Origin of the sequence: Acetobacter nitrogenifigens DSM 23921 = NBRC 105050 (assembly GCF_000429165.1) — a bacterium.
GTDB lineage: Bacteria > Pseudomonadota > Alphaproteobacteria > Acetobacterales > Acetobacteraceae > Acetobacter > Acetobacter nitrogenifigens.
The window spans coordinates 181693-203811 of sequence record NZ_AUBI01000002.1; the positions used below are offsets into that span (position 1 = coordinate 181693).

The 22119-nt window shown below is 62.7% G+C and carries 17 protein-coding genes; 10 read left to right on the top strand and 7 right to left on the bottom strand.

Going from position 1 to position 22119, the window contains the following annotated elements; translation table 11 throughout:
- Nucleotides 1-81 precede the first annotated feature (81 nt).
- From G442_RS24245 to G442_RS0103745, 3 genes are all read left to right on the top strand, one after another.
- The gene (locus tag G442_RS24245) at nt 82-363 is read left to right on the top strand and encodes a hypothetical protein (protein WP_084440344.1); all 282 of its coding nucleotides are present in this window, start codon (nt 82-84) and stop codon (nt 361-363) included.
- 300 nt (nt 364-663) lie between these two features.
- Entirely contained in the window at nt 664-2244 is a 1581-nt protein-coding gene (gene pckA, locus G442_RS0103740) for a phosphoenolpyruvate carboxykinase (ATP) (RefSeq protein WP_026396893.1), read from the top strand.
- Nucleotides 2245-2326: 82 nt separating this feature from the next.
- On the top strand, nt 2327-3394 hold the full coding sequence (locus G442_RS0103745) for a DMT family transporter (protein WP_026396894.1): 1068 nt from the start codon (nt 2327-2329) through the stop codon (nt 3392-3394).
- A gap of 115 nt (nt 3395-3509) precedes the next feature.
- Here the strand turns inward: G442_RS0103745 and G442_RS0103750 are convergent, their stop codons facing one another.
- Genes G442_RS0103750 through G442_RS20800 form a run of 5 tightly spaced genes read right to left on the bottom strand, consistent with a single transcriptional unit; the run spans nt 3510 to nt 8529 of the window.
- Nucleotides 3510-4289, bottom strand: coding sequence for a nucleotidyltransferase family protein (locus G442_RS0103750; RefSeq protein ID WP_035376191.1), 780 nt, complete (start codon nt 4287-4289; stop codon nt 3510-3512).
- A 13-nt stretch (nt 4290-4302) separates the two neighbouring features.
- Nucleotides 4303-5103, bottom strand: coding sequence for a sterol desaturase family protein (locus G442_RS0103755; RefSeq protein ID WP_026396896.1), 801 nt, complete (start codon nt 5101-5103; stop codon nt 4303-4305).
- A complete protein-coding gene (locus G442_RS0103760; protein ID WP_026396897.1) occupies nt 5100-6239 on the bottom strand; it encodes an LptF/LptG family permease in 1140 nt (379 codons plus the stop codon). The genes G442_RS0103755 and G442_RS0103760 overlap by 4 nt, the downstream gene beginning before the upstream one ends.
- Entirely contained in the window at nt 6236-7534 is a 1299-nt protein-coding gene (locus G442_RS20795) for an LptF/LptG family permease (protein WP_051291896.1), read from the bottom strand. Before G442_RS20795 ends, G442_RS0103760 begins: the two co-directional genes overlap by 4 nt.
- Nucleotides 7531-8529 (bottom strand): metallophosphoesterase family protein, encoded by a 999-nt coding sequence (locus tag G442_RS20800; RefSeq protein WP_051291897.1) that lies wholly within the window; start codon nt 8527-8529, stop codon nt 7531-7533. The genes G442_RS20795 and G442_RS20800 overlap by 4 nt, the downstream gene beginning before the upstream one ends.
- A 316-nt stretch (nt 8530-8845) precedes the next feature.
- On the opposite strand from G442_RS20800, the gene G442_RS0103775 reads away from it, so the two are divergent.
- The 7 genes from G442_RS0103775 (at nt 8846) to G442_RS0103810 (ending at nt 18672) form a co-directional block, all read left to right on the top strand.
- Nucleotides 8846-9826 (top strand): diacylglycerol/lipid kinase family protein, encoded by a 981-nt coding sequence (locus tag G442_RS0103775; protein WP_026396898.1) that lies wholly within the window; start codon nt 8846-8848, stop codon nt 9824-9826.
- Between the two features lie 132 nt (nt 9827-9958).
- Complete coding sequence (locus G442_RS0103785) at nt 9959-10999, top strand: hypothetical protein (RefSeq protein WP_026396899.1); 1041 nt, start codon at nt 9959-9961, stop codon at nt 10997-10999.
- A gap of 70 nt (nt 11000-11069) precedes the next feature.
- Complete coding sequence (locus tag G442_RS0103790) at nt 11070-11873, top strand: NAD kinase (RefSeq protein ID WP_026396900.1); 804 nt, start codon at nt 11070-11072, stop codon at nt 11871-11873.
- Nucleotides 11874-12164: 291 nt separating this feature from the next.
- Complete coding sequence (locus G442_RS0103795; RefSeq protein ID WP_026396901.1) at nt 12165-13865, top strand: Hsp70 family protein; 1701 nt, start codon at nt 12165-12167, stop codon at nt 13863-13865.
- Nucleotides 13862-15193: a J domain-containing protein gene (locus G442_RS0103800; RefSeq protein WP_026396902.1), complete on the top strand. Its 1332-nt coding sequence runs from the start codon at nt 13862-13864 to the stop codon at nt 15191-15193. Before G442_RS0103795 ends, G442_RS0103800 begins: the two co-directional genes overlap by 4 nt.
- Nucleotides 15194-15205: 12 nt before the next feature.
- Nucleotides 15206-16015: a DUF1266 domain-containing protein gene (locus tag G442_RS0103805; protein ID WP_026396903.1), complete on the top strand. Its 810-nt coding sequence runs from the start codon at nt 15206-15208 to the stop codon at nt 16013-16015.
- Nucleotides 16016-16458: 443 nt separating this feature from the next.
- Nucleotides 16459-18672 (top strand): TonB-dependent siderophore receptor, encoded by a 2214-nt coding sequence (locus tag G442_RS0103810; RefSeq protein ID WP_035376145.1) that lies wholly within the window; start codon nt 16459-16461, stop codon nt 18670-18672.
- A 312-nt stretch (nt 18673-18984) separates the two neighbouring features.
- Here G442_RS0103810 and G442_RS0103815 read toward each other — a convergent pair whose 3' ends face one another.
- Both G442_RS0103815 and G442_RS0103820 read right to left on the bottom strand, forming a co-directional pair.
- A complete protein-coding gene (locus tag G442_RS0103815; protein ID WP_026396905.1) occupies nt 18985-20223 on the bottom strand; it encodes a cupin domain-containing protein in 1239 nt (412 codons plus the stop codon).
- 722 nt (nt 20224-20945) lie between these two features.
- Entirely contained in the window at nt 20946-22073 is a 1128-nt protein-coding gene (locus G442_RS0103820; RefSeq protein WP_084440347.1) for a threonine aldolase family protein, read from the bottom strand.
- Nucleotides 22074-22119 lie beyond the last annotated feature (46 nt).

Consider the following 22119-nt stretch of genomic DNA (forward strand, 5'->3'; position numbering starts at 1 on the left):
GTTTCTTAAATTGTTGTTCGTCGTTTTGTCCCCACTCTGCGGGACGTCATCCTTTTGTCCTGCCTGATAGGTTATTCAGTCATGCGTTCTTTTCATGGTCAGCTTTCGGATAATCAGCCGATCCGCCGTACGCTCGAGGAAAAACAGAAGCAACTTCGCGATCTCAAGGAAACGCTGGCGTCGATGAAGTCGCACACGGCCCCCGCCCTGCGGGAAAGCGTGCGCAAGCGCATCGCCCAGCTTGAAGCTGAAGTGTCCGCCGCTCCGGCGTTGAAAACTGCCGCTGGCGCCGCGCGCGCTCCGCGCGCGACTGACGCGCCGCGTCGTCGCCAGAGCCGCATTCGCTCCGATCTGACCGGCTGACAGATCAACATGTTGCGGCGCGCGGAAACAAGCCCGCGCGCCGCAATCCATCACGCTGCATCGTCAATTTTCGTACACAGCGGAATGTTCCGAGCGCATCCGCTCCGGGACCTCCCCATAGCGGCGGACCTCGACCGCTAGCAGGCATATTCCACGCCAGAAGGGTGACGTTATGCGTCGAGGGAACTGCGTCCCACACGCGTAAATCAAGACTCTTCGCAATCGAGATGTTACCGTCTTCGCCTTGTTCCGTCGGCGCCGGCTTCCGCAGACGAACGTCCATCAGGCGAGGAATAATCAATGAACAATGCCACCGCCCCCCAGAATGCATGCGACGTATTGGCTGGAACCGGCCTGAAGAACGTTCCTGAAGTTTTCGCCAACCTGAAAGCTGCGGAGCTGGTCGAGCATTCCGTCAGACGCGGCGAAGCTCGCCTTTCCGCCGACGGCGCGCTGGTGGCCCACACCGGCGAACACACAGGACGATCAGTAAAAGACAAGTTCGTCGTCGACGAACCCTCCTCGACCGACGAGGTCTGGTGGGGCGATATCAACCAGAAACTTGCGCCGGCGCAATTTCAGCGCCTCGCCGATCAGGTGCGGGGATATCTGGCCGGCCAGCCCCTGTTCACGCAGGATCTCTACGCAGGCGCGGACCCAGCCCACCGGATTCGCGTGCGTCTGGTGACGACGAACGCCTGGCAGGCCCTGTTCGCCCGCAACATGTTCATCCGCCCGTCCGACGCCGAACTTGAAGGCTTCGAGCCCGACTGGGTGATCCTGCATGCGCCGGGGTTCGAAGTCGACGCCGCGACATGCGGGGTGCGCAGTTCCACGGCCGTCACTCTCTCCCTCGACCAGCGACTGGTCGTCATCGCCGGGACGCAGTACGCCGGCGAAATCAAGAAATCGATCTTCACCGTCATGAACTGGCTGCTTCCCGCCAAGGGCGTCATGCCCATGCACTGCTCGGCGAATGTCGGCGTCGATGGCGACGTTGCGCTGTTCTTTGGGCTGTCGGGAACGGGCAAGACGACCCTGTCCTCCGATCGTGCACGTCCACTGATTGGCGATGACGAGCACGGCTGGTCGGACGAGGGCGTCTTCAACTTCGAAGGCGGCTGCTACGCCAAGGTCATTGACCTCAATCAGGAAGCCGAGCCCGATATCTGGGCGGCGTCTCACCGCTTCGGCGTTGTGCTGGAGAACGTCGCCATCGGCTCCGGCGGCGCGCTCGACCTCACCGACTCTTCCCAGACGGAGAACACCCGGTCGTGCTACCCGCTCGACTTCGTGCCGAATATCTGCCCCGGCAGCCGCGCCGGACAACCACGCAACGTCATCATGTTGACGGCGGACGCATTCGGGGTGCTGCCGCCGGTGGCGAAGCTTACGCCTGATCAGGCGATGTACCACTTCATCTCCGGGTACACCGCCAGAATCGCAGGCACCGAAAAGGGGCTGGGGCGCGAGCCGCAGGCGACCTTCTCCCCCTGCTTCGGCGGGCCGTTCCTGCCGCGCCCGCCTCAGGTGTATGGCGAATTGCTTAAGCAGCGCCTGTCCAGCGGGGACGTGACATGCTGGCTGGTGAACACCGGCTGGACCGGGGGCGCATACGGCGTCGGCAAGCGGATGTCGCTGACACATACGCGGGCAATCCTCGCCGCGATTCTTGGCGGGGGTCTGATCGGTGGAGAGTTCGAGGCGGAGCCGCTCTTTGGTCTCTCGCTTCCGAAAGCTGTAGAAGGAGTTCCAGCAGAGGTGCTCGACCCCGTCCGAAGCTGGTCTGACAGCGCGGAATACGAACGCACCGCGCGCCATCTGCTCTCCCTGTTCGAGAAGAACTACACGGCCCTGAAGGCTGGTGGAGCAGCGGGCTGAATCGCGATCGCCCGTCGGTCAGACCAGATCGAAGGATCGGAGAGCAGGATCTCACGCGCACTGACGATCGAGGAGAGGCCGTATGAAAGTTCAATCGGGGTCCACTTTAGCAATCGCCTCGGCGGGACTCTTCGGGGCCAGCACGCCGCTCGCCAAGATGCTCCTTGGCGACGGCGTGAATCCGTGGCTTCTCGCCGGATTGCTGTATCTCGGTTCGGGGATCGGCCTCGCCGCGCTTCACCTCATTCTGCGCGCCAGAGGCGACGCGCCCGCCGAGGCGCCGCTGGAGCGCCGCGACGCGCCATGGCTCGCACTGGTCATTCTCTGCGGCGGCGTGGCAGGTCCTTTGTTGCTGATGCTCGGGCTTTCGCACACGCCCGCCTCCAGCGCCGCCCTGCTCCTCAACGTCGAAGGCCTTGCGACGATGGGGATCGCCTGGCTCGCCTTTCGGGAGAACGTGGATCGACGCCTGCTGCTCGGCGCTCTCGCAATTCTTTCCGGCGCGGCGCTTCTTTCGTGGCAGGGCGCGGGCGGCGCAGGGACAGCGGACGGTCTGGGATTGGGCGCCCTCGCCATCGTCGGCGCGTGCGTCGCCTGGGGCCTCGACAACAATCTGACCCGCAAACTGTCCTCATCTGACCCTGTGCAGATCGCCATGCTCAAAGGACTGGTCGCAGGCGCCGTGAATCTGTCTCTTGCTCTGTCGAGCGGCGCGCGCCTGCCTCCGCTCCCCCAGATGGCGGCAGCCGGGACGATTGGCTTCCTCGGATACGGCGTCAGCCTTGTGCTCTTCGTACTGGCGCTACGCCATCTCGGCGCAGCGCGGACCGGCGCCTATTTCTCCGCAGCGCCGTTTATCGGCGCAATTCTGGCGATTGCGCTCTTCGATGAGCCCATGACATGGCGGCTTGGCGCCGCGACCCTTCTAATGGCCGTCGGATTGTATCTGCATCTCGTCGAACGGCACGACCACGAACACACCCATGAGGCGCTGGAGCATAGCCACCGCCACATTCACGACGAGCACCACCAGCATACGCATGGACCAAACGATCCACCGGGGGAGCCACATACGCACTGGCACCGCCACCAGCCCATGACCCACCGGCACCCTCACTACCCGGACCTGCATCACCGGCACGCACATTGAAGGCAAAACGGCGCAGCGGCAGAAGCGCCGGGCGCCAGCGCACGTTTTCCTGACTTTGCAACGACAGGGAAGATCGAAGGCCAGGACGCGTGCGAACCTCACCCGTAATCTCGGGTCAGGCGGCCTCAGCGGCCATCAACGCTTTCACCAGTTCGAGATCTGCGGGTTTGTCTACGTCCACGGCGGCGCGACCGTCCGGCATGAACACAAGGCGAGCTTCCGCCCCGGTCAAACGCCCGATCCGCTCGCACAGCGCACGCACGGTCAGCCGTCCGGTCAACACCCGCAGCAGGACGCCGGGACCAAGAAGCCAGCCCATCCGCAGCGGATGCTTGCGCTCGCGTTCAATCCGCCGCCACAGCGCCGCCACGCGCGCAGCGCCCGGCGTGCGGAACAAAAACAGGTTGCAGCCGGAAAACGCTGCGTCCGAAAGGCGTATAAAGGTTCGCTTCGTGCCGGGCACGTCCCGCCTTACAGCAGCCTCGCCCGCGACGCCGGCCGCAACGTCCGCGCCCGCAGCGCCGTCCAGAAACGCCTGCACCCAGGCCGGACGCAGCAGCGGATTGTCGGCTGTAGTCACCAGCAATGGCGCGCCGTAGGCCGCCAGAGCAGACAGAACGCTCGCGCTTGGCCCGGCCGCCGCCGTCATGGTCTCGACGCCCGGCGGCAGGACCCCGGTCAGCGCCTCCGGAGTCTCGATGCACACGACCACGCGACCCACGCCGGGCGTGGCGAGAAGCGTATCGATGACATGAGAGATCATGGGCCGTCCGGCGATGGGAATCAGCGCCTTATGCGAAAGCCCCGCCGCCACAGCCATGGGGTCGGCCGCGCCAGCGCGTGAACCGGCCAGAACGAGCGCGGTAAGCGGCCCGACGGCGCGCGGCGCCTCAATCACGCGAAGCGTCTCACGCGTGTTTTCCCGCGCCGCGCGGTGCGTCGCTGTCGCCACGCGCTCCATCCGGACGGTCTTTCGGCGCGGAGCCCGTCAGACGCATGACCCACGGATAGCGTTTGGCTTCGTCAACGTTGTAGCCGAGGTTGAAGACGCTTGGGCTACGGGTTCGGGCGCGGGCGTCAACGTAATAGGTGCCCAGCGCGCGATCGACCACGTAACTCGTGATGCCGAAATTGCCGTCTTCATCATGGAAGTGATGCAGGACGTGGCGCGCCTTCATGCGCTGTATCCACGCTGCCTTCGGCTTGTAGTTCAGATGCTGGATGCAGTGAAAGAATTCGTAGACGCAGGTGATCACGACCCCTGTCCCGAACGCTGTGGCCGCCGCGCCGGGGCCGCCTATCATCCAGCCGACTGGAAGGGTGATCACGGCGATGGTCGGAAGAGTGGTCGACGGCGCCCCGAACAGGACGTCCAGCAGATGCGGGTCCTGATGATGATCGAAGTGGATGCGTTTCCAGAACGCCGCCGTCCAGCGGGATTTGTAGAGATACTGCCCATGCAGCACATAGCGATGCAGCAGATACCAGACGACCGGGTAGATCAGCACGACCGCCAGAATTGAAGCGCAGGTCGCCCCCCACCCCGCGAAGTTGCGCGCCGCCAGAATCAGACTCGCAAGCGCAAGCGCGAAATACAGAAGGATGGTCGGGTAGGTGAGATACGCGACCCAAAGCTGCCGCAGGTTCATCTTACCCAGATCGAAGCTGCGCCCGGACCGGATGGTCGAGTTGCGCAAGGTCCCGCTCATTGCTCTTCGTTCCTCAAAAGCACGGCGCCCGCCGCCATGGTGAAGATCAGCAGTCCGGGAACGGTCGCGACCGGGGCAGGAAGAAGCCCCGCATTGCCCATCGCGCGGAACATGCCTTGCACGATGATGAAGAGCAGTCCGCCCCCCAGACACCAGACGGGCAGCCAGCTGCGCATCCCGGTACGCGGAGGGATATAGACCACCGGCGTCGCAAGCAAAAGCATGACCAGCAATGCAAGCGGACGCAGCAGGCGTTCGATGAGCGCAGCGCGCAGGTAACCAGGAGCCAGACTGGTCGCCACCCGACCGTCCAGCGCCCGCCAGATGTCGAACGAAGACAACGGCGCGGTGTCCATGGACAGGCGCAGCATATCACTGGCGCGGAACGTGTTGCCCCAGCGCACCTGTGGCTCTGTGCTCACCTGCACTCGCGCGGCGTCGCCGTCGGGCGCGACGACAGAGCGCTTCACCTCCCACAATGTCCAGCCGCCCTCGTCATATGTCGCACGCGCTGCATGGGTCACGCCGAGAAGTCTGCCCTCCGCGTCCCTGTCGTACAAGTCGACGCCAAACGCGCTCTTACCCACGTCCTTGACATACCCGACATGCGCCAGTTCGCTGGCCACGCCCCCACTTCGCGATACGTCTTCAGGAACAGCGAACCAGAAGGAGCGTCCGTCCTCCGGATGCGGGTCGCTGTGGCTCCACCACGCCGCCAGAGCCAGTTCGGACCGGGGCGTAAGCTGATCCTCCACCACCACGCCGAACAGCCCAAGCGCCAGCGTCGCCGGCGCCAGACGCACGACGAGGCCGAGGGTGGAAAGTCCGGAGGCGCGCAGGATCGCCGTCTCGTTGCTGACGGTCATCTGGGTCAGCATCAGCAGCGCGCCGACGAGCACGCTGAGTGGCAACGCCGTCTGGAGCATGAGCGGCAAATGCAGCGTCATGTAGGTCAGCACGCCGGTCACGCCGAGATGACGACGCAGGATTGGCGTCATCTGCTCCAGCAAGCCGAGCAGTTCCATCAGCGCGATCAGAATCGCGCAGCACATGGCCACGCGGGTCGTAAGCAGGAGGGAGAGATACCGCAGCAACACATGGCGCGGCCCAGCTGACCGGAGTAGCGGGGCGTTCATCGAGCCTCGCCCGACAGCCGCCGCCGGAAAAGACGCATCCGGGCGACGTCCTGCAGGACCGCCCGAAGATTCGCTGGCGCGATCATGTCCGCGCGCGCCAGAATCAGCGCCGTGCAGGCCCCACAAAACAGAAGCGTCGGCGCCCAGATGACGAGGAGCGGCGAGCTGCGTCCCGTCGCCACCAGACTTTCTCCGAATTGCAGCGCGTGGTCGTACGTCACAAGGATGACGACAGCGACCGCCAGCCCGGCGCTGCCCCGCTTGCGTTTGCCAAGGATAGCCAGCGAGGCGGCGAGGATCGGGATGAAGGGAATGGACAGGCTGCGAGCCAGGCGGAAATTCAGTTCCGCCCGCAGGCTTTGCGGCGGTATGTCTTCCGAGGCGAACTGTTGCTGTGAAGCGGAGGGGGGCGTGACTGTGTCCACGAGGCCCCTGGCCGCGCGGGCGTCACGATGCAGTTCCCGCGACAGTTCTCCCGACGTCAACTCACGCTCGTCATCGCCTCGATTGCGGAACTGCGATTGCTGGGCATGGCTGATCAGACGAGTCGCGTGATCGAAATATGTGACGCTCGGCTCGCCTTTTTGCGGGATGGTCAGGATGGAGCCGTCCGTCAGATCGATCTGGGCTTCGGCCTTCGCCGTGTTTACGCGGACGTGGCCGCGTTTCGCGACGATATCACGCTCACGCCCGTCGCTCGTATCGCGGATGAACACGCCTGTCAGATCCGTGCCGTCATGACTGACGCCATCGGCCCGTAATGAAATGGTGGGGGACGGCGTTGCGAAGACGCCCGGCTGCAGCACCGGCGCCCAGCCCGCGTGGCTGGCCAGATAAAACCCCTCGCGGAACTGATACCGCGCGTGCGGCTGGATATAGCCGTAGAGCAACATGGACATCACGCCGAGCGCGGCCCCGGCGATGGCGAACGGGCGACAGACGCGCAGAAGAGACACGCCGCTGCTCATCAGGGAGTCGAGTTCGTTTGTGTCGCTCATCCGGCGCACGACGGCGAAGATCGACACGCACAGCGCGGCGGGAAGCGCCAGCCCCATGTAGTGAGGCAACAGGTCGGCGAGCAGTCGGAGCAGCGTCGAGAACGGACTCGCCTCCGCCGCCAGCAGGTTCAACAGAACCAGAAGCCGTTCCAGCAACAATGCGATGAGCACGACCGACAGGGCGATGACGAATGGAGGCACGGCCTGCGCCAGCAAATACGCATCGAGCGTGTTCGGGCGGACCACCGCCGGGACGTGCGCGAAAGGCGGTTCATAGAGACGCGATTGGCTCTTCACGATAAGCCGCTTTCGACGCATGGCCGAAGGAATTCAAGACGAGGCAGCGCATGAAGCAGGCCGTCGGTCCCGAGCCTCCGCCGCTCCACGCCAATCCGCCATGCGACGAGACCCGGGCGGGCGGGAGAAGGGGCGGGTCGACCGCCTGAGGGCGGCGCGTCAGCAGCGCCAGAGACATCGGCGCGGCGCTCCACCGGCTCGACGACGATCCGATTCCAGCCAGCCGCCCGATCCAGCCTGCCGGGGCTATGCGACGCCGAGGTCACGCCAATCAGCGGCGTGTCGGAACCGGGCACGACGCTGTCGGTGCCGCGATGAGAGTGGCCGTGCAGCACAAGCTCCGCCCCGGCCTCCGCTATCGCCTCCGCGAACATCCCCGCATCCCACAAAGCCTTGCGCGGAACCACCAGACCGGGGCGCGGCGGATGGTGGATCATCACGATCCGGCACAACCCCTCGGTCCGAAGACGGTGCAATGTCGCGATCAGCCGCTCCGCCTGATCCCGGCCGATTCGTCCTCCGGCCATAAAGGGCGGCGTCGGGATGGCGGAGTTAACGCCGACCAGCGCCACGCGCCCGAGCGTCGTGACGGCTGGCTCGCCGGGGTCGGCCATGCCTCCCAGATCAGCCCACAAGCCCGGTCCCTCGTTCCACGCAATCGGCGCCATCGCATCATGATTGCCCGGGATAACCGCGACAGGACGGTCGAAGCGTCGCAGCCATGCCGCAGCAGCGCGGAATTCGGACCCTGTGCCCAGATTGGTCAGATCGCCAGTCACCGCCAGAGCGTCAACCGCGCTCGCCTCGATGTCCGCCAACACGGCGGCCAGCGGTCCCTCACGGTGCACAAAGCGCCTGCGCAACCCCCACGACAGCAGGCTCAGGGCGCGCTTGCTCATCAATTCGCGCACGCCGGGATATGTCCGTAACGGCAGATGCGGATCGGAGAGATGCGCCAGAACGGCTGACAAAGCGGTGTTTCCTGACCTCTTCATGCGACCCTGTTCCCCGAAGCGCTTTTATAGCGGGTCGAAGCACGGTCCACGCACACTAGCATACGTTCCGGGTTTTCGTCCGGCCGCAGGACGTCAACACCGCCATCGATCCCTTAAACTCGCCAACGGATCAAGTGCGGAGCACGTATCGCCGCAGCTCACGACAGCTGGCGGAGAATTAGCGGGACGAGCGGCGTGTGACAATTGCGGCCAGCCTGTCTATATCAGCCGACCAGCCGGGGAGACCCGCCTGCCCCGACACTGAGACGTCCCCTCACGACGCCTCGCACGACGAGCAAGATTTGCGGAATATCCAGTGACGTCACGCCTCGCCCTGATTCATAACCCGCGGAGCCGCCGCAACGCGCGCGACGGCGACGGCGAGTTCGAACGGGAAGCTGCGCGTCAGCTCGGTCCGATGTTCCTCACCCCGTCCGACCGGGACGAGCTGTTCACGGAAATCAAGGCGCTGGCCGCTCAGGGCGTTCGCTGCATCGTCGTGAACGGCGGCGACGGCACGGTCAGCGACGTGATGAGCGCCATCATCGCCGTCTACCCTCCCGGCGAACTACCCGCCCTCGCGATTCTGCCATCCGGAAACACGAATCTGATCGCCGAGGACGTCGGTCTGAAGAATCGCGGCGTCGCCGCGTTGACGACGCTGCTCGAGCGCGAGCGGAATGGCACGCTGTTCTCCAACACGCAGACCCGGCGCCCCATCCTGGTGTCCTGGCCGGGTTCGAACCGCGCGCCGATCGCCGGAATGTTCTGCGGCCTGGCCGCTTTCACGCGCGGGATCGAACTTGCCCATCAGCCTGCGATCCTCAATCGTTACTCTCATGACATGGCGGTGCTGGCGACGGTGATCTGGGCAGTGCGTCAGTTGCTCCGCAAAGAGACCCGGCGCCGCTGGATGAACGGCGAGGTGATGTCGCTTGCGATCGACGAGGGCGCGCCGGAAGACGCCGCCCGATTTCTGTTTCTCTGCTCCGCCCTGCACCGACTGGGCCACGGCGTATGGCCGTTCTGGAACAACAGGACGCCTGCGAACGGCGGTTTTTTCTACCTCGACATCCTCGCCAATCCGCAGAAGCTGCCCCGCGCCGTCGCGTCGCTGATGCGTCGCCAGAAGCCCGGCTGGCTCCGGTCATCGTCAACCTACCGCAGCGGTCAGGCAGGGTCGGTCCGGATCGAGACGCGCGATCGGCTCGTGCTCGATGGCGAAGAACTGGACACCGGCCCGGATGGCTGCATCCTGCTCGCACAAGGGCCGGGCATCGCTTTCGTCAACGCCTGAGCGAGCTGACATGACGGCGGCTCTGGAGGGCGCCGTCGTTGACGCGTTCACGCGCCGCTTCGGACGACTCGCAGACGCTATGGTCGGAATTGAAGCCCGGGAAACATGGCAATCCAGAAGCAGGGCCTCTCCATGATCAGTTCCACCCGCACCGGCTTGTCACTGAACGCAGCGGGCGCCGTTGCGAATACCTTGGTGGCGGAGCTGACGCGGCCCACGCCGCCTTCGGTCACGCGTTTCGCAGCGGCGATCGTCGGTACGGCGCGACCGCTGGGCGTGCTGTTCTATGGCTCCGCAGCGCGGTTGCTGGACAATACGGCCCCGGAAAGGAACGCTGGCGCGACTGCCGGAGCAGGCTCCGCGGAAAACGACGCTGATCTTTCCGACAGCGTGCTTGATTTTTACGTGATCGTGGAGCGTCAGCGCGACTGGCCGCGTGGACGGGTCGCGCGCATCGCCAATGCCCTGCTGCCGCCAAACGTCGAATATCATGAGCGATCAATCGACGGGCGCGTGATGCGCGCCAAAGTCGCTATCCTGTCGCTGGCGCAGTTCCGCCGCCTGACGCGCCCGGACGCCTTCGACACGACGGTTTGGGCGCGTTTTTCGCAGCCCGCGCGCCTTGTCTGGGTCAGGGACGCGGCGGCGGCCGACGCGATTCTGCGTTGCGTGGTGCGGGCCGTCGCCACGGCGGCCCTTTGGGCTGCCAAACTCGGGCCAGAACGGGGAGACGCGGAGCAGTACTGGCTCGGGCTGTTCGAACGCACCTACGCAGCGGAATTGCGAGTGGAATCGTCGCGGCGCCCGGCCAGTCTGCTTGGCGGGGCGGAGGCGCGTTACCGCAGGCTGCTGCCGTTGTGCTGGCTCGCCGGGGATCTGCCTGCTTCGGCAGACGGGGCAATGCTCGATCCCGGCCTGCCGACGGCCATGCGCCCCCCCGCGTCTCGCCGCTGGCGCATCCGGGCCGGAATGGGCCGGCCGCTGAACGTCGCGCGGCTGATCAAGGCGTCTTTCACCTTTGCGGGCGGAGCCAGATATCTGGTCTGGAAGATATCGCGCCACACTGGCGTAGCGCTGACGCTGACGCCATTCGCCGAACGCCACCCGCTGCTGGCTGCGCCGGGGGTCGTGATCAGGCTGATGCGCGCGGGTGTTTTCCGCCGCAAGGCATGAATTACGATGGCGCGGGGCGTCCTCCGCACGCCGATGGTCCCGACGTCGCAATACAGGTAGACTCAGCGCAATGAGCCTTGATCCATCCGCCTTTCCTCCGCTGCGCGATCCGCCTGCCCGGCTCTGCTTCCTGGCAACGCAGACGCCTGTCGCGCAGGAGGCCTATCAGCGCCTTGTCGATCGCTACGGCGATTGCGCATTTGACGATGCGGAGGCGGTGATCTGCCTTGGCGGCGACGGTTTCATGCTCGAGACGTTGCGGCGTGCGACCGGACGGTACATCCCGGTCTACGGCATGAATTGCGGGTCGGTCGGATTTCTGATGAATCCGTTCGATGAAGATGATCTTCCAGCGCGTCTGGCCGTCGCCCAGCTCGCGACGCTATACCCCCTGATCATGCGGGCAGTTTGCGGCGATGGAACCGAGCACGAGGCCTATGCGCTGAACGACGTCTTCCTGTTCCGACAAACCCGGCAGGCGGCCAAAATCCGAATCGACATCGACGGACGGGAGCGGATGCCGGAACTGATCTGCGACGGCGTGCTGGTCTCCACGCCAGCAGGCTCCACAGCCTACAATCTCTCGGCGCACGGCCCGATCGTCCCGCTGTCGGGCAATCTGCTGCCCCTCACGCCGATCAGCGCGTTCCGGCCCAGACGTTGGCGCGGCGCGCTTCTGCCGTCGACGGCGGAGGTCACGTTCACGGTGCTTGAGGCGGAAAAGCGGCCGGTGGCGGCCGTGGCGGATTTTACCGAAGTGCGTGACGTCGTCTCCGTGACGGTGCGGGAAAATCGCGACCAGTCTGTAACAGTGCTGTTCGATCCGGGGCAGAATCTCTCCGAACGCATCATCGCCGAACAGTTCTCCGCATGATCGTCGATACGAGAACGTGTGCTCATAAAATGTGTCCATGAGCACACGTATCGAACAAGCAACTGCTGCCACGGTATTGGCGTTAGGGCATACGAAAGTGCGTGACGGCGCCCTTTCTTGGGGCGAACAGCAGAATCGAAATGTTGCGCCGGACGTCCCGCAGGCGACCGGTTTGAGTCGTGGATAGAACGGTTGTCAAAGCGCACAGCGGATGCTTGAGTTGTAACCTCTTCCGGTCAAAACAATCATGACGAACGGCCGGGTTCGCGATTCATTGCTGAAGAGCACACGGTGATTATCGGGATAGACCTCGGAACGACCAACAGCCTGGCCAGCGTCTGGAAGGACGGCAGGCCTGTGCTCGTGCCTCAGGCGCATGGCGGCCACCTCACGCCATCGGTCGTCAGCGTTGACAGGAACGGTGAAATACTGGTCGGGCAGACCGCGCGCGAACGGTTGACGACGCATCCCGACCGCACCGCTGCGGCGTTCAAGCGCATCATGGGAACAGCACGCACGGTGACGCTTGGCGGACAGACATTCCGCCCGGAGGAACTGTCGTCTTTTGTTCTCCGTTCCCTGAAAGCCGACGCAGAGGCCTTTCTGGGCGAACGGGTGACCGAGGCAGTCATCACCGTGCCCGCGTATTTCAACGACACGCAACGCAACGCAACGCGGGCTGCGGGAAGACTCGCGGGACTGAAGGTCGAACGTCTGCTCAACGAACCGACCGCAGCCGCTCTCGCCTATGGGCTGCAGGAGCAGGAAGAAGACGGGAGCATCCTCGTCTTCGATCTTGGGGGCGGCACGTTCGATGTTTCGGTTCTGGAGCTGTTCGACGGCGTCATGGAGGTTCGCGCAACTGCGGGGGACAATTTCCTCGGCGGCGAAGACTTCGACGATGCACTGATCAGCTGGTTTCGGGGCGAAACCGGTTGGCGGGCCGATCCGCTGTCAGCCGCCGGGATCGTCGAAATCGCACGGCTGCGGGCCGCGGTGGAACAGGCGCGTCATCGGCTCAACAGCGAGGGCTCCGTCGAGATCGTGCTGCGCGGCGAGGCCGGGACTTTCAACGCCACCCTGACCGCGAACGAATTCGCAGTCATCACCGCCCCCCTGCTGGAACAATTGCGCCGCCCAGTGGAGCGCGCCCTGCGTGACAGTCGCATACAGCCGCGAGAACTCAGCCGCGTCGTGCTGGTGGGCGGGGCGACACGCATGAAGCTCGTGCGCAGTCTCGCCGCCACCATGTTCGGACAATTTCCATTGCAACAGATCAACCCGGACGAAGTGGTGGCCTGCGGCGCCGCGGTGCAGGCGGGCCTGAAAATGCGCGACGCCGCGCTGGACGACGTGGTGCTGACTGACGTCGCGCCCTACACTCTCGGTATCGAAGTTTCTGAAATGGGCGCCTCCGGTTCCTCCGCCGGGCGACTGCTGCCAATCATTGAACGCAACACCGTCGTGCCCGTCAGTCGCGTACAACGCGTAACGCCGACCAAGGACTATCAGGGCGGCGTCGAGGTCCGCGTGTTTCAGGGTGAAAGTCGGCTGGTCAAGGACAACATCCTTCTCGGCAAGCTGCAGATGATGCTTCAACCCCGCCCGGCGGCGCAGCAGGCCATCGACGTTCGTTTTACCTACGACATCAACGGCATTCTTGAAGTGACAGCGCAGGACGTCGAAACCCGGTCGATTGAACGCCTGGTGATCGAGGAAAACCCCGGTCTTCTGAGCCAGGAAGAAATCGAAGCGCGGCTTGAGGCTCTGTCCGAGATCAAGATTCATCCGCGCGAGGAGGTGCCGACCCGCCTGCTCCTCGCCCGGGCCGAGAGGCTTTACGAGGAAACGCTGGGCGCGACGCGCGCCTCTCTCGCGACCGAGATCGGCCTGTTCGAGCGCGCCTTGACGGCGCAGGATCGTCAGTCGATCAACGACGCGGCGGACCGACTGAAAGCGGCGCTCGAATCTCTCGCAGCGACAACCCTGTGACTGGCGAAGGACACACGCCGCACGGACGCGACTGCTGGTCGATCCTTGGCATTGACGCCACCCGGGACGAACGGGCCATCAAGCGGGCCTACGCCCGGCTTTTGCGATCAACCAACCCGGAAGACGATCAGGAAGCGTTCCAGCTTCTCCGCGCCGCCTACGAGTCCGCCTGCGCTCTCGCCCGGCTTCCGAACGCGACGCCTGAGCCTGAAAAACTGCCGGGCGAGCCGCCGATCGAGGAATTTCTTGAAAGTTTCGACTCCCTGCGCCGCACCGGCAACGCGCAGGTTGCGATGGCGCTGCTGGAACAAACCATTCGCGACATCCCTCCCCGGCCCGGCCGGAGCGACGGGCTCGAATGGGCGTTGTTCGGGCGACTTCACCCATTTCTGACGATCTCAGCCGGATTAATCCGCGCCCTTGCGGATCGTTTCGACTGGCGCGATCCGGCATCGCTACCTGCACGACGTGAGCCCGAGTGGCACAAGGCGCTCCTCGATCGCCTCGAAGCGGAAGATTGGCTGGACCTGCTCCACGATCCGAAACGCCACCCTTATGGGCAGGCCGCAGCGATTGCGCTCGCCACTTCTGAAAACCTGTCGAAGCTGCTGCCGCCCGGCGGACGACTGGATGGCGCGGAGCGCGCCCGCGCCCAGGCGCTGCTGCGCGACGCTTGGGACCGCCGCCGCTTTCTTCATGGTCGTCTTGCGCCAGCGGCGCTTGCCGCGCTGCGAACGGCCGTGGAGGGACCGCCTGTGCTTGCAGCGCCCCTCAATGTCGGACGCGGCCATCTGATCGACGCCGAAACTACGGCGGGCTCTCGGGAGAACAGGCGGCGCTTCGCACGTCCGCCAATAGCGATAGCGGCAGCGGCCGCCTGCGTGTTTCTTGTCGCCACATCATTCGCAGGCGCATTTCTGTTGCACAGAGAGCCCGAGGCCCGGCATACGACCGTCGTCGCCAACGTCGCCCCTCCTGCTACTTTCGCAGTAGACGCACCAGCGCGCGCTCGCGACGCTCTCGAGCGTCAGAACGTGCGGTGGACCACCGTGACACGTCGGTTCGACAGGACGACGGTCTGGTTTGCAACTCTGGTCGCCAATCGGGCTGCTCTTTCAGAAGTACGGTATGGATTCGATACGGAAGCGCCCAATCTTCTTTTTCCACTACCTGCGGGCGGCAAAGACCAATGGCCGCAACCGCTGGGGCCAGGGGCAAAGCTATCGGCCCGCGGACCAGAATCTGCGAAAAGCGTCTCTGTGCAGCTGAAATTTCGTGACGGAACGCTGTCCGAAGTACGAACGTATCTCGTAAGCAACGAGATCTGACGGGAATACGCGATGCTGCTCAGAACCGCGACCCCGAAGCTGCGCTTCGCCCTTCCCACCGGTCACCCGGAGAACGCGCAACGCGCATGGGCGCTCGCCATGGGAGCGCCGCTCGTCGCAAGCGAAGGGTATGCGCTGGACGCTCTAACGCAACCCGACGCACCGGGAACCGCCGCGTTGAAGGCGCGCGTCGCCACCCGGATGAAGACATTCTGGAGCGTGCAGGACCGCCGGACGCTGATCGCCACACTTAACTGGCTGGGGCGGGAGGGGCACCGCGTCGGACACATGGCCCGGTTGACCGACTACAGCGTCAGCCCTTTGCAAAACATTGCGGAGCGGCGCAAGGAACTGGGGAAAACCGCCGATTACGACGAAGATGCCCGCGCCGAACTCTACCGGATCGACGCGCTTCTCAGTGATCATCTTGGGATGCTGAAAGCCAAATTCCTCGCCTTCGACACGGCACGCGCCGTCATGCTGGTTTACGGCGGCCGACTGCATGATTGGCTGAGCGAGGACGAATGCTGGCCATATCTTTTCGACATGGCCCGTGACGTGCAGCGCACCTATGAATCGTGGGGCGATTATGCCGAAGATTTCTTGCGCGGCAGAAGTTTCTGGAAAGGCGCAGAGTTCAGCGAGCGCAATGAGATCGACCGGCTGACCCAGAAACTGCTTTCGACGCGGCACAGCCCCTGGCGCCTGACTTGGGCGCAACCGTTGCCGCCGCAGGTCGCGCCCGCACGTCTGCGGGATGTATCGGAGCCCATCTCGCAAGGGCCTGTCTGGTGGCTGGAGAAGACTGGCGACGCTCTCTGATCGTCGTCGCCCGTAACGTCCGATGGCGACATCGACGCCAGACTACACCGCACACTCGGATACTCTTTTTAACAAGAAATCGAAAAACGATTCATCACGCCAATTCATCGACCGCACTGCGCAGCGCAGGTTCCGCAAATCGAAAGGCCCAATCTCAACTCAGGTTTTCGAAACACTAACGCCAGCCTCCCCTTTAAGCGGCGAACGCATAGGTGATGCGTATCGTTCGTGGCGGCGAAACGCCTGACCCGCGCGCCCTGATTCCAGGCTGCGAAACAAGCGCCTTACGCGTCAAGGTTTTTCACCCACACGCTCAACGACGCCTGCTCGCGAGGCGCGCCCGGGCCAAGAATCGCCACCCTGGGGCGGCCTCGCCCGTCCATCGTATTGCAAATGCCTCTCACTATCGTTAGAACCCCTGCGAAATCAGGCAGGAGCCAGTCATGATATCCGGCGGACACCGCGCACGACTTCTTTTCCTCATCCCCCTGTCGCTGTGCGTAGGCGGCAAGGTTCGTGCCGCGGACCAGAAATCACCGCTGCCTGTAACAAAAACGACCGCCGACAGTGGAAAGCCCGCCCCTAAGCCTGTGACGCCGGGCGCTCGGGCGACGGCAATCGAACAGGTGAAAATCCGCGGGAAAAGATCCGCCACTGTCGCGTCTTCCGCCACCAAGATGGACACCCCCCTCGTAGACACAGCGCAGTCCGTGACCGTCATCTCTCGTGACGAAATGGATGTACGGGGTGTTTTGTCGCTTAATCAGGCCGTGCGTTACGCGGCGGGAATCACCCCGGATCTGCGTGGCGGCATCGGCACGCGTTACGATCAGTACCTGTTGCGTGGCTTCAGCATACCCAGTTTTCTCGATGGGCTAAAACTGCAGGACAGTCCTACGGGTTATGCGGTTGCCCAAACCGATACGTCGCGCCTTGATCGTGTGGAGATTCTCAAGGGACCGGCCTCCGCACTTTATGGGCAGTCCAGCCCCGGCGGTCTGGCGGCGCTGTCAAGCAAGCTTCCGACCGACCAGCGGTTTTATGGTGGCGTAAACGCCACTGGCGGCATGTTCGACCTCTATCGCGTCGACGCCGACGTGGGGGGCTACGCCACCGATAACGGCTTTGTACGCTATCGGCTTTATGGAACGGTAAACGGGCAGCACACCCAGTTGTCCAAAACGGGAAGCCGCCGTTTCTCCATCAGCCCGGCTTTCACGTTTGGCGGAGACGGACCGACCACGCTGACGCTGCTCGGAAATTACCAGTACGACCCCGAAAGCGGCACATATGGCGGCGTGCCGCTGGTGGGGTCGCTCAAGCGGGCGTCCTTCGGTTATCTGCCACGCAATTTCTATGACGGAGACGTCGGCGTAGAAAAATTCAACCGAAAGCACGGGTCCTTTACGTATATTTTCAATCACCGATTTAACGACGCCTGGAGCTTCAGTTCGCGCGGGCGCTACGACGATATCAAAGTCATCAACCGCAGCGTCTATGACGCCGGATATTACAACACCCCGGATACCGTTCCCAGATACGCCTACGGCACGAACGAACACGTTCATAATCTGGCGTTCGACAGCCAGTTCAAGGGTCATGTGCGCACCGGTCCTCTGACGCACACGATGATGTTCGGCTTCGACTACATGTGGCAAAGCGCCTCCGAAACTTATACGTCCGGAGACGCCCCTGATCTGAACGTGCTGCATCCGAACTACCACATGGTTTTCCCCGCCCAGCAGGTCGGCGCGCGCTACACGGCTGATTCACATCAGATCGGCGCTTATGGTCAGGACGAAATTCGCTGGCGTAACCTCATCCTGACGGGGAGCCTGCGAAACGACTGGTACCGTTCCCGGCAGGTAGAGCATCTTTCAGGATCAGATACTCGCGAAAGCCCGAGTCAGATCACGTGGCGTGCGTCAGGCCTCTATCATTTCAATTTCGGCCTTTCTCCTTACATCAGCTATTCAACATCCTTCCAGCCGCAATCGGGACTGGTATCCAGCGACGGCGGAGCCACGCTTCGCCAGGCCGACCCGTCGATCGGAAAACAACTTGAGGGTGGAGTTAAGTTTCAGATTCCCGGGACGCAGGTTCTTTTGACTGCTGCGGGCTTTCACATTGAACAGACCAATGTTCTCGTCGCCGTCGGCAATCTTGGTTACAGCACCGAGAGCGGCAAGGTTCATTCCGATGGTTTCGAATTCGAAACCCATGCAGATCTCTACAAGAACCTGCTGATCACGGCCGCTGTAAGCGTGCAGAAGGTTCGCGACGATTCGACTGGAAAACCGCTGATCCAATCCGGCAAGGGCAACGCCTCGCTGTTCGCGTTCTACACTATGCCGTCCGGCCCGGCGAAGGGGCTGGGGTTTGGCGCCGGAATGCGTTACACGTCAAAAGCTTATGGCGGCGAGGCGACTTACGGAAGCGTCTGGGTTCCGCAATACGCCCTGTTCGACGGCTCGCTACGGTACGATCTGTCGAATCTGTCCCGCTCGCTGCGAGGGTGGACTGTCGGAGCAAGCGTTCGCAATATTTTTGACAAACGCTTTGTATCGAACTGTCTGGCCTACGCCTCTTATGGACAAGAATTCTGTTACTACGGCGAACGGCGGAACGCGCAGGCCACCATCGGATTCACTTGGTGAAGACGTCATTTTCAAAGCCCGTCCGACCGGACGGGTCTTCCTGCCGCGTCATGCTTCTCACTCAGCCAGAGCAAAGCGTCATCCACGGACCAACGTGAGGGGATGAGGTTTTGCATCCAGAATGCGATAAAGAGCTTTTATTACACGAGGCGCAACAGAACAGGCTTTTCTTCCCATGCCCGTGGCGCCTTACAGCAAACATGGGGAATGGGAGCCAGAAACTGGCTCCCATTCCATAAAGACACGGGCTTCCACAGAGCGTTGCGATGCAACGCCCTGCCCCCGCCTAGAGCGCAAGGGAAACCCCTCCGCTCAGGCTGGCATGAAATCGGGTCTGTTCGTCGGGAAACGCTTGATAACATCCAGAGGCAGGTTAAGCGTCTGGGCGACCATTTCCGGCGGAACATGCGTCAACCAGTCGGTCAAGGTCACCTCGGCGAACCGATCCGATTTGAAGACCGTCAAAACGACAAAATCTTCATCTCCAGTGTTTTCTACATAATGACCCAAGCTTTTCTTTATGTACCATATATCGCCCGGATTGAAATCGGTCGTCTGGGCGCGCGGCCCCGTGTTAAACACGGTCACCCTCGCCTTCCCCTTGAGGACGAGCGCCCATTCGTCCGCATTGGGGTGCCAGTGCATCTCCCGCAGCGCTCCGGGCTTTATGGTTTCCAGAGTCGACGCGATCGTCTTCGAAATCGGAAAGTTGCGGCTGTCGACAATCTGCGCCTGTCCGCCATTGCTCAGCGCAACCGGCTTGGAGCGCGACAGGCGGTAGATGACTTTTTGCGCGCCCGGCTGAACGTGGGAATTCTTCTGGTCAGTCGCAAGGTCGCCAGGAACGTCACCCTGAAAAATCCAAAGATTGTCGAGAGGAATATTTTTGAATGCGTCTGCTGGCACACCGAAGTTTTTCGCCAGAACTTCCGGCGGCGTATGCGCCACCCAGTCGGTCAGCAGCAATGTATTGAACTCGGACGACATGCCGTTGTCGAAGGCGAGAACGAATTCAGCGCCGTCTGGACCCAACCCTTGCAGTGAATGCGGGAGACCGGGTGGAAAATACCAGATATCGCCCTGTTCAACGTCCTCGACGCTGGGCCGTCCCTGCTCGTCGAGAGTGGTGATGCGGCATTTTCCGGCGATCATGAACGCCCATTCTGCCTGCTGATGCCAATGCATTTCGCGAATTCCACCCGCACTGAGGCGCATATTCACTCCGGATATGTCTTCCGAAATCGCGAAATCTTCCTGCGTCACCTCGCGCGCCCATCCGCCATTCTGGTAGCGTCTGTGTGCATTGTTGAACGACGCCCAGAACAGGGGCATGCCATTGACGTCCGTCGCGGGAGGATTCTGAAACGACGGGAACTGCGATGCGAGAGCCGGGTTCACAGGCCCCGGATCGGACAGACTCGACGCCGTCTTGGCGTTGATTTTACCTTCCGGCGGACGGTCAGGATTTCCGAAAGTGGCGGCGTTGGCGACGCCCGCCACACCGAGCAAACTGGCTGCGGACAGGAAACCGCGACGCTGTAAAGGATCCATGGGTCACCTTCCAAATGTATTCAAGCGCCTGAACCGTTACCTGCGAAATTAATGCAGATCGATTATACTCAGGTATATGGGGCCGGGCGTTTACGCCGCTTTTCGCCACAAACTCGCCCCTAGAATGGGGGATGACGTAGCGACGACAGCAGTCGCCAACGCGATAAATTTTCCACAATTACAGTAATTTATCTATGATCGCGTCTGTCGTATGAACCCGCAGCGCGGTATTCTCGACCAGTCTCACGAACGTGATCTACGGCCGACAACGCCGCCACCCGATGCCTGTTCCGCCTGATAAATAAAAACCAGAAATTCTGAAAAATATCGGCCAACCGGATGTTCGCCGAAGCATATCTTTGTGGACACTCGGCGAAGACCACCGGGCCACCTCCGCAAGATAACCCACCCGAGCAGGCGTCAAACGTATCGGAATTACGTGACGCCGCGCTTCAGGTGAAGTGCGGTGTCAAAGTGCATAAAGTATCTATGGACCCACGGATTTAGAGGCAAAGCAGACCATTTTCGATTTACGAAGTTAAAACATCGAAGGGCAAACCGTATTGTCGAAAAACACTTCGATATTGGCTTACAAATAAAATCTCTTTTTCATTACGCAACACACATGCGCCCCGTAGCAATGCAGCCTCCGCTGACGGGTGGCGCCCCAGCGTGTTGCGCCCCCGCCCCCCCCGGCAGCCAAGCTGCGGCGCGGCCTGCCGCTATGCTACGGCGGACAGAGAGGCCAGCAGCCCGTCAATATCGTCCGGCGTCGTATCGTAACGCGTGACCAGCCGGATCAGCACGCCTTCGACGCCCGGCGGCGTCGTCCAGCGATAGAAATCGTATCCGGCCTGCTCCAGCCCCTGAACAAGGGGCTCAGGCAATACGACGAACACCTCGTTGCTTTCGATCGCATACGGAAGTGTTGCGCCAGGTTGACGCAGCAGGCCTCGCGCCAAACGCGACGCCATGTCATTGGCGTTGCGGGCGTTGCGCAACCACAAATCATCGGCGAACCATGCGAGAAGCTGCGCGCTGAGGAAGCGTTGCTTCGACCAGACATGCCCCGCGCGCTTGATCCGCCGCTCCATCTCCACCGCCCGAACGGGATCGAAAACGATGAGCGCTTCAGCCGCCAGGGCTCCGTTTTTTGTGGCGCCTAGCGAGAGGATATCCACGCCAGCGCGCCACGTCATATCGGCTGGCGAGCAGCCGAGATGCGCCAGCGCGTTCGAGAAGCGCGCACCGTCCATATGCACGCCAAGACCTGCTCCCCGCGCCAGATCGGTCACTTCGCGCAGGTGCTCCAGAGAATACGTTGCGCCCCACTCCGTCGCCTGTGTGACGCTGAGAGCGGAAAGCTTGCTCAGATGGAAACCCCTGTCCGCATGTCCGTTGAGCGCGCGCGCAAGCAGCGCCGGGTCGATGCGGCCATCCGCGGAAGGGAGCGGGCGCAGCTTCGCGCCATGGGTGTAAAATTCCGGGGCGCCGCATTCCTCGTTGTCGATATGCGCGCTTTCGTCACACAGCACGGCGCCCCAGGGCGGGCATAAAGCTGATAACGCGAGCCCATTGCTCGCCGTTCCCGTGGTCACAGGAAAGACGGCCGCGTCGGTTTCGAAAATCTCAGCAACCCTGGCTTTCAGACCCGCGGTCCAGGGGTCTGCGCCGTAAGAGGGCGCGGCGCCCACATTGGCCTCGCCAATGGCCGCCAGGATTTCCGGACAAACCGGCGCGACGTTGTCGCTGGCGAAGTTCTTGCGTATGTGTTCTCCAGCCTGACGGGCAGCCTGTGCGTCTGGGGCCGGGGCGTTGGCGGATATCTGTTCGCCGGTGTTCTGTTCCATCTCGCGCTTCCGCTTGTCCGTTCCATTTTCATGACCTGCCGCCTGA

Bases quoted from the DNA above. Each gene is read 5' to 3' on its own strand.
- G442_RS20800 (WP_051291897.1), bottom strand. From the start codon at position 8,529: ATGAAGAGGTCAGGAAACACCGCTTTGTCAGCCGTTCTGGCGCATCTC.
- G442_RS0103745 (WP_026396894.1), top strand. From the start codon at position 2,327: ATGAAAGTTCAATCGGGGTCCACTTTAGCAATCGCCTCGGCGGGACTC.
- G442_RS0103785 (WP_026396899.1), top strand. From the start codon at position 9,959: ATGATCAGTTCCACCCGCACCGGCTTGTCACTGAACGCAGCGGGCGCC.
- G442_RS0103805 (WP_026396903.1), top strand. From the start codon at position 15,206: ATGCTGCTCAGAACCGCGACCCCGAAGCTGCGCTTCGCCCTTCCCACC.
- pckA (WP_026396893.1), top strand. From the start codon at position 664: ATGAACAATGCCACCGCCCCCCAGAATGCATGCGACGTATTGGCTGGA.
- G442_RS0103810 (WP_035376145.1), top strand. From the start codon at position 16,459: ATGATATCCGGCGGACACCGCGCACGACTTCTTTTCCTCATCCCCCTG.
- G442_RS0103760 (WP_026396897.1), bottom strand. From the start codon at position 6,239: ATGAACGCCCCGCTACTCCGGTCAGCTGGGCCGCGCCATGTGTTGCTG.
- G442_RS24245 (WP_084440344.1), top strand. From the start codon at position 82: ATGCGTTCTTTTCATGGTCAGCTTTCGGATAATCAGCCGATCCGCCGT.
- G442_RS0103790 (WP_026396900.1), top strand. From the start codon at position 11,070: ATGAGCCTTGATCCATCCGCCTTTCCTCCGCTGCGCGATCCGCCTGCC.
- G442_RS0103820 (WP_084440347.1), bottom strand. From the start codon at position 22,073: ATGGAACAGAACACCGGCGAACAGATATCCGCCAACGCCCCGGCCCCA.
- G442_RS0103755 (WP_026396896.1), bottom strand. From the start codon at position 5,103: ATGAGCGGGACCTTGCGCAACTCGACCATCCGGTCCGGGCGCAGCTTC.
- G442_RS0103815 (WP_026396905.1), bottom strand. From the start codon at position 20,223: ATGGATCCTTTACAGCGTCGCGGTTTCCTGTCCGCAGCCAGTTTGCTC.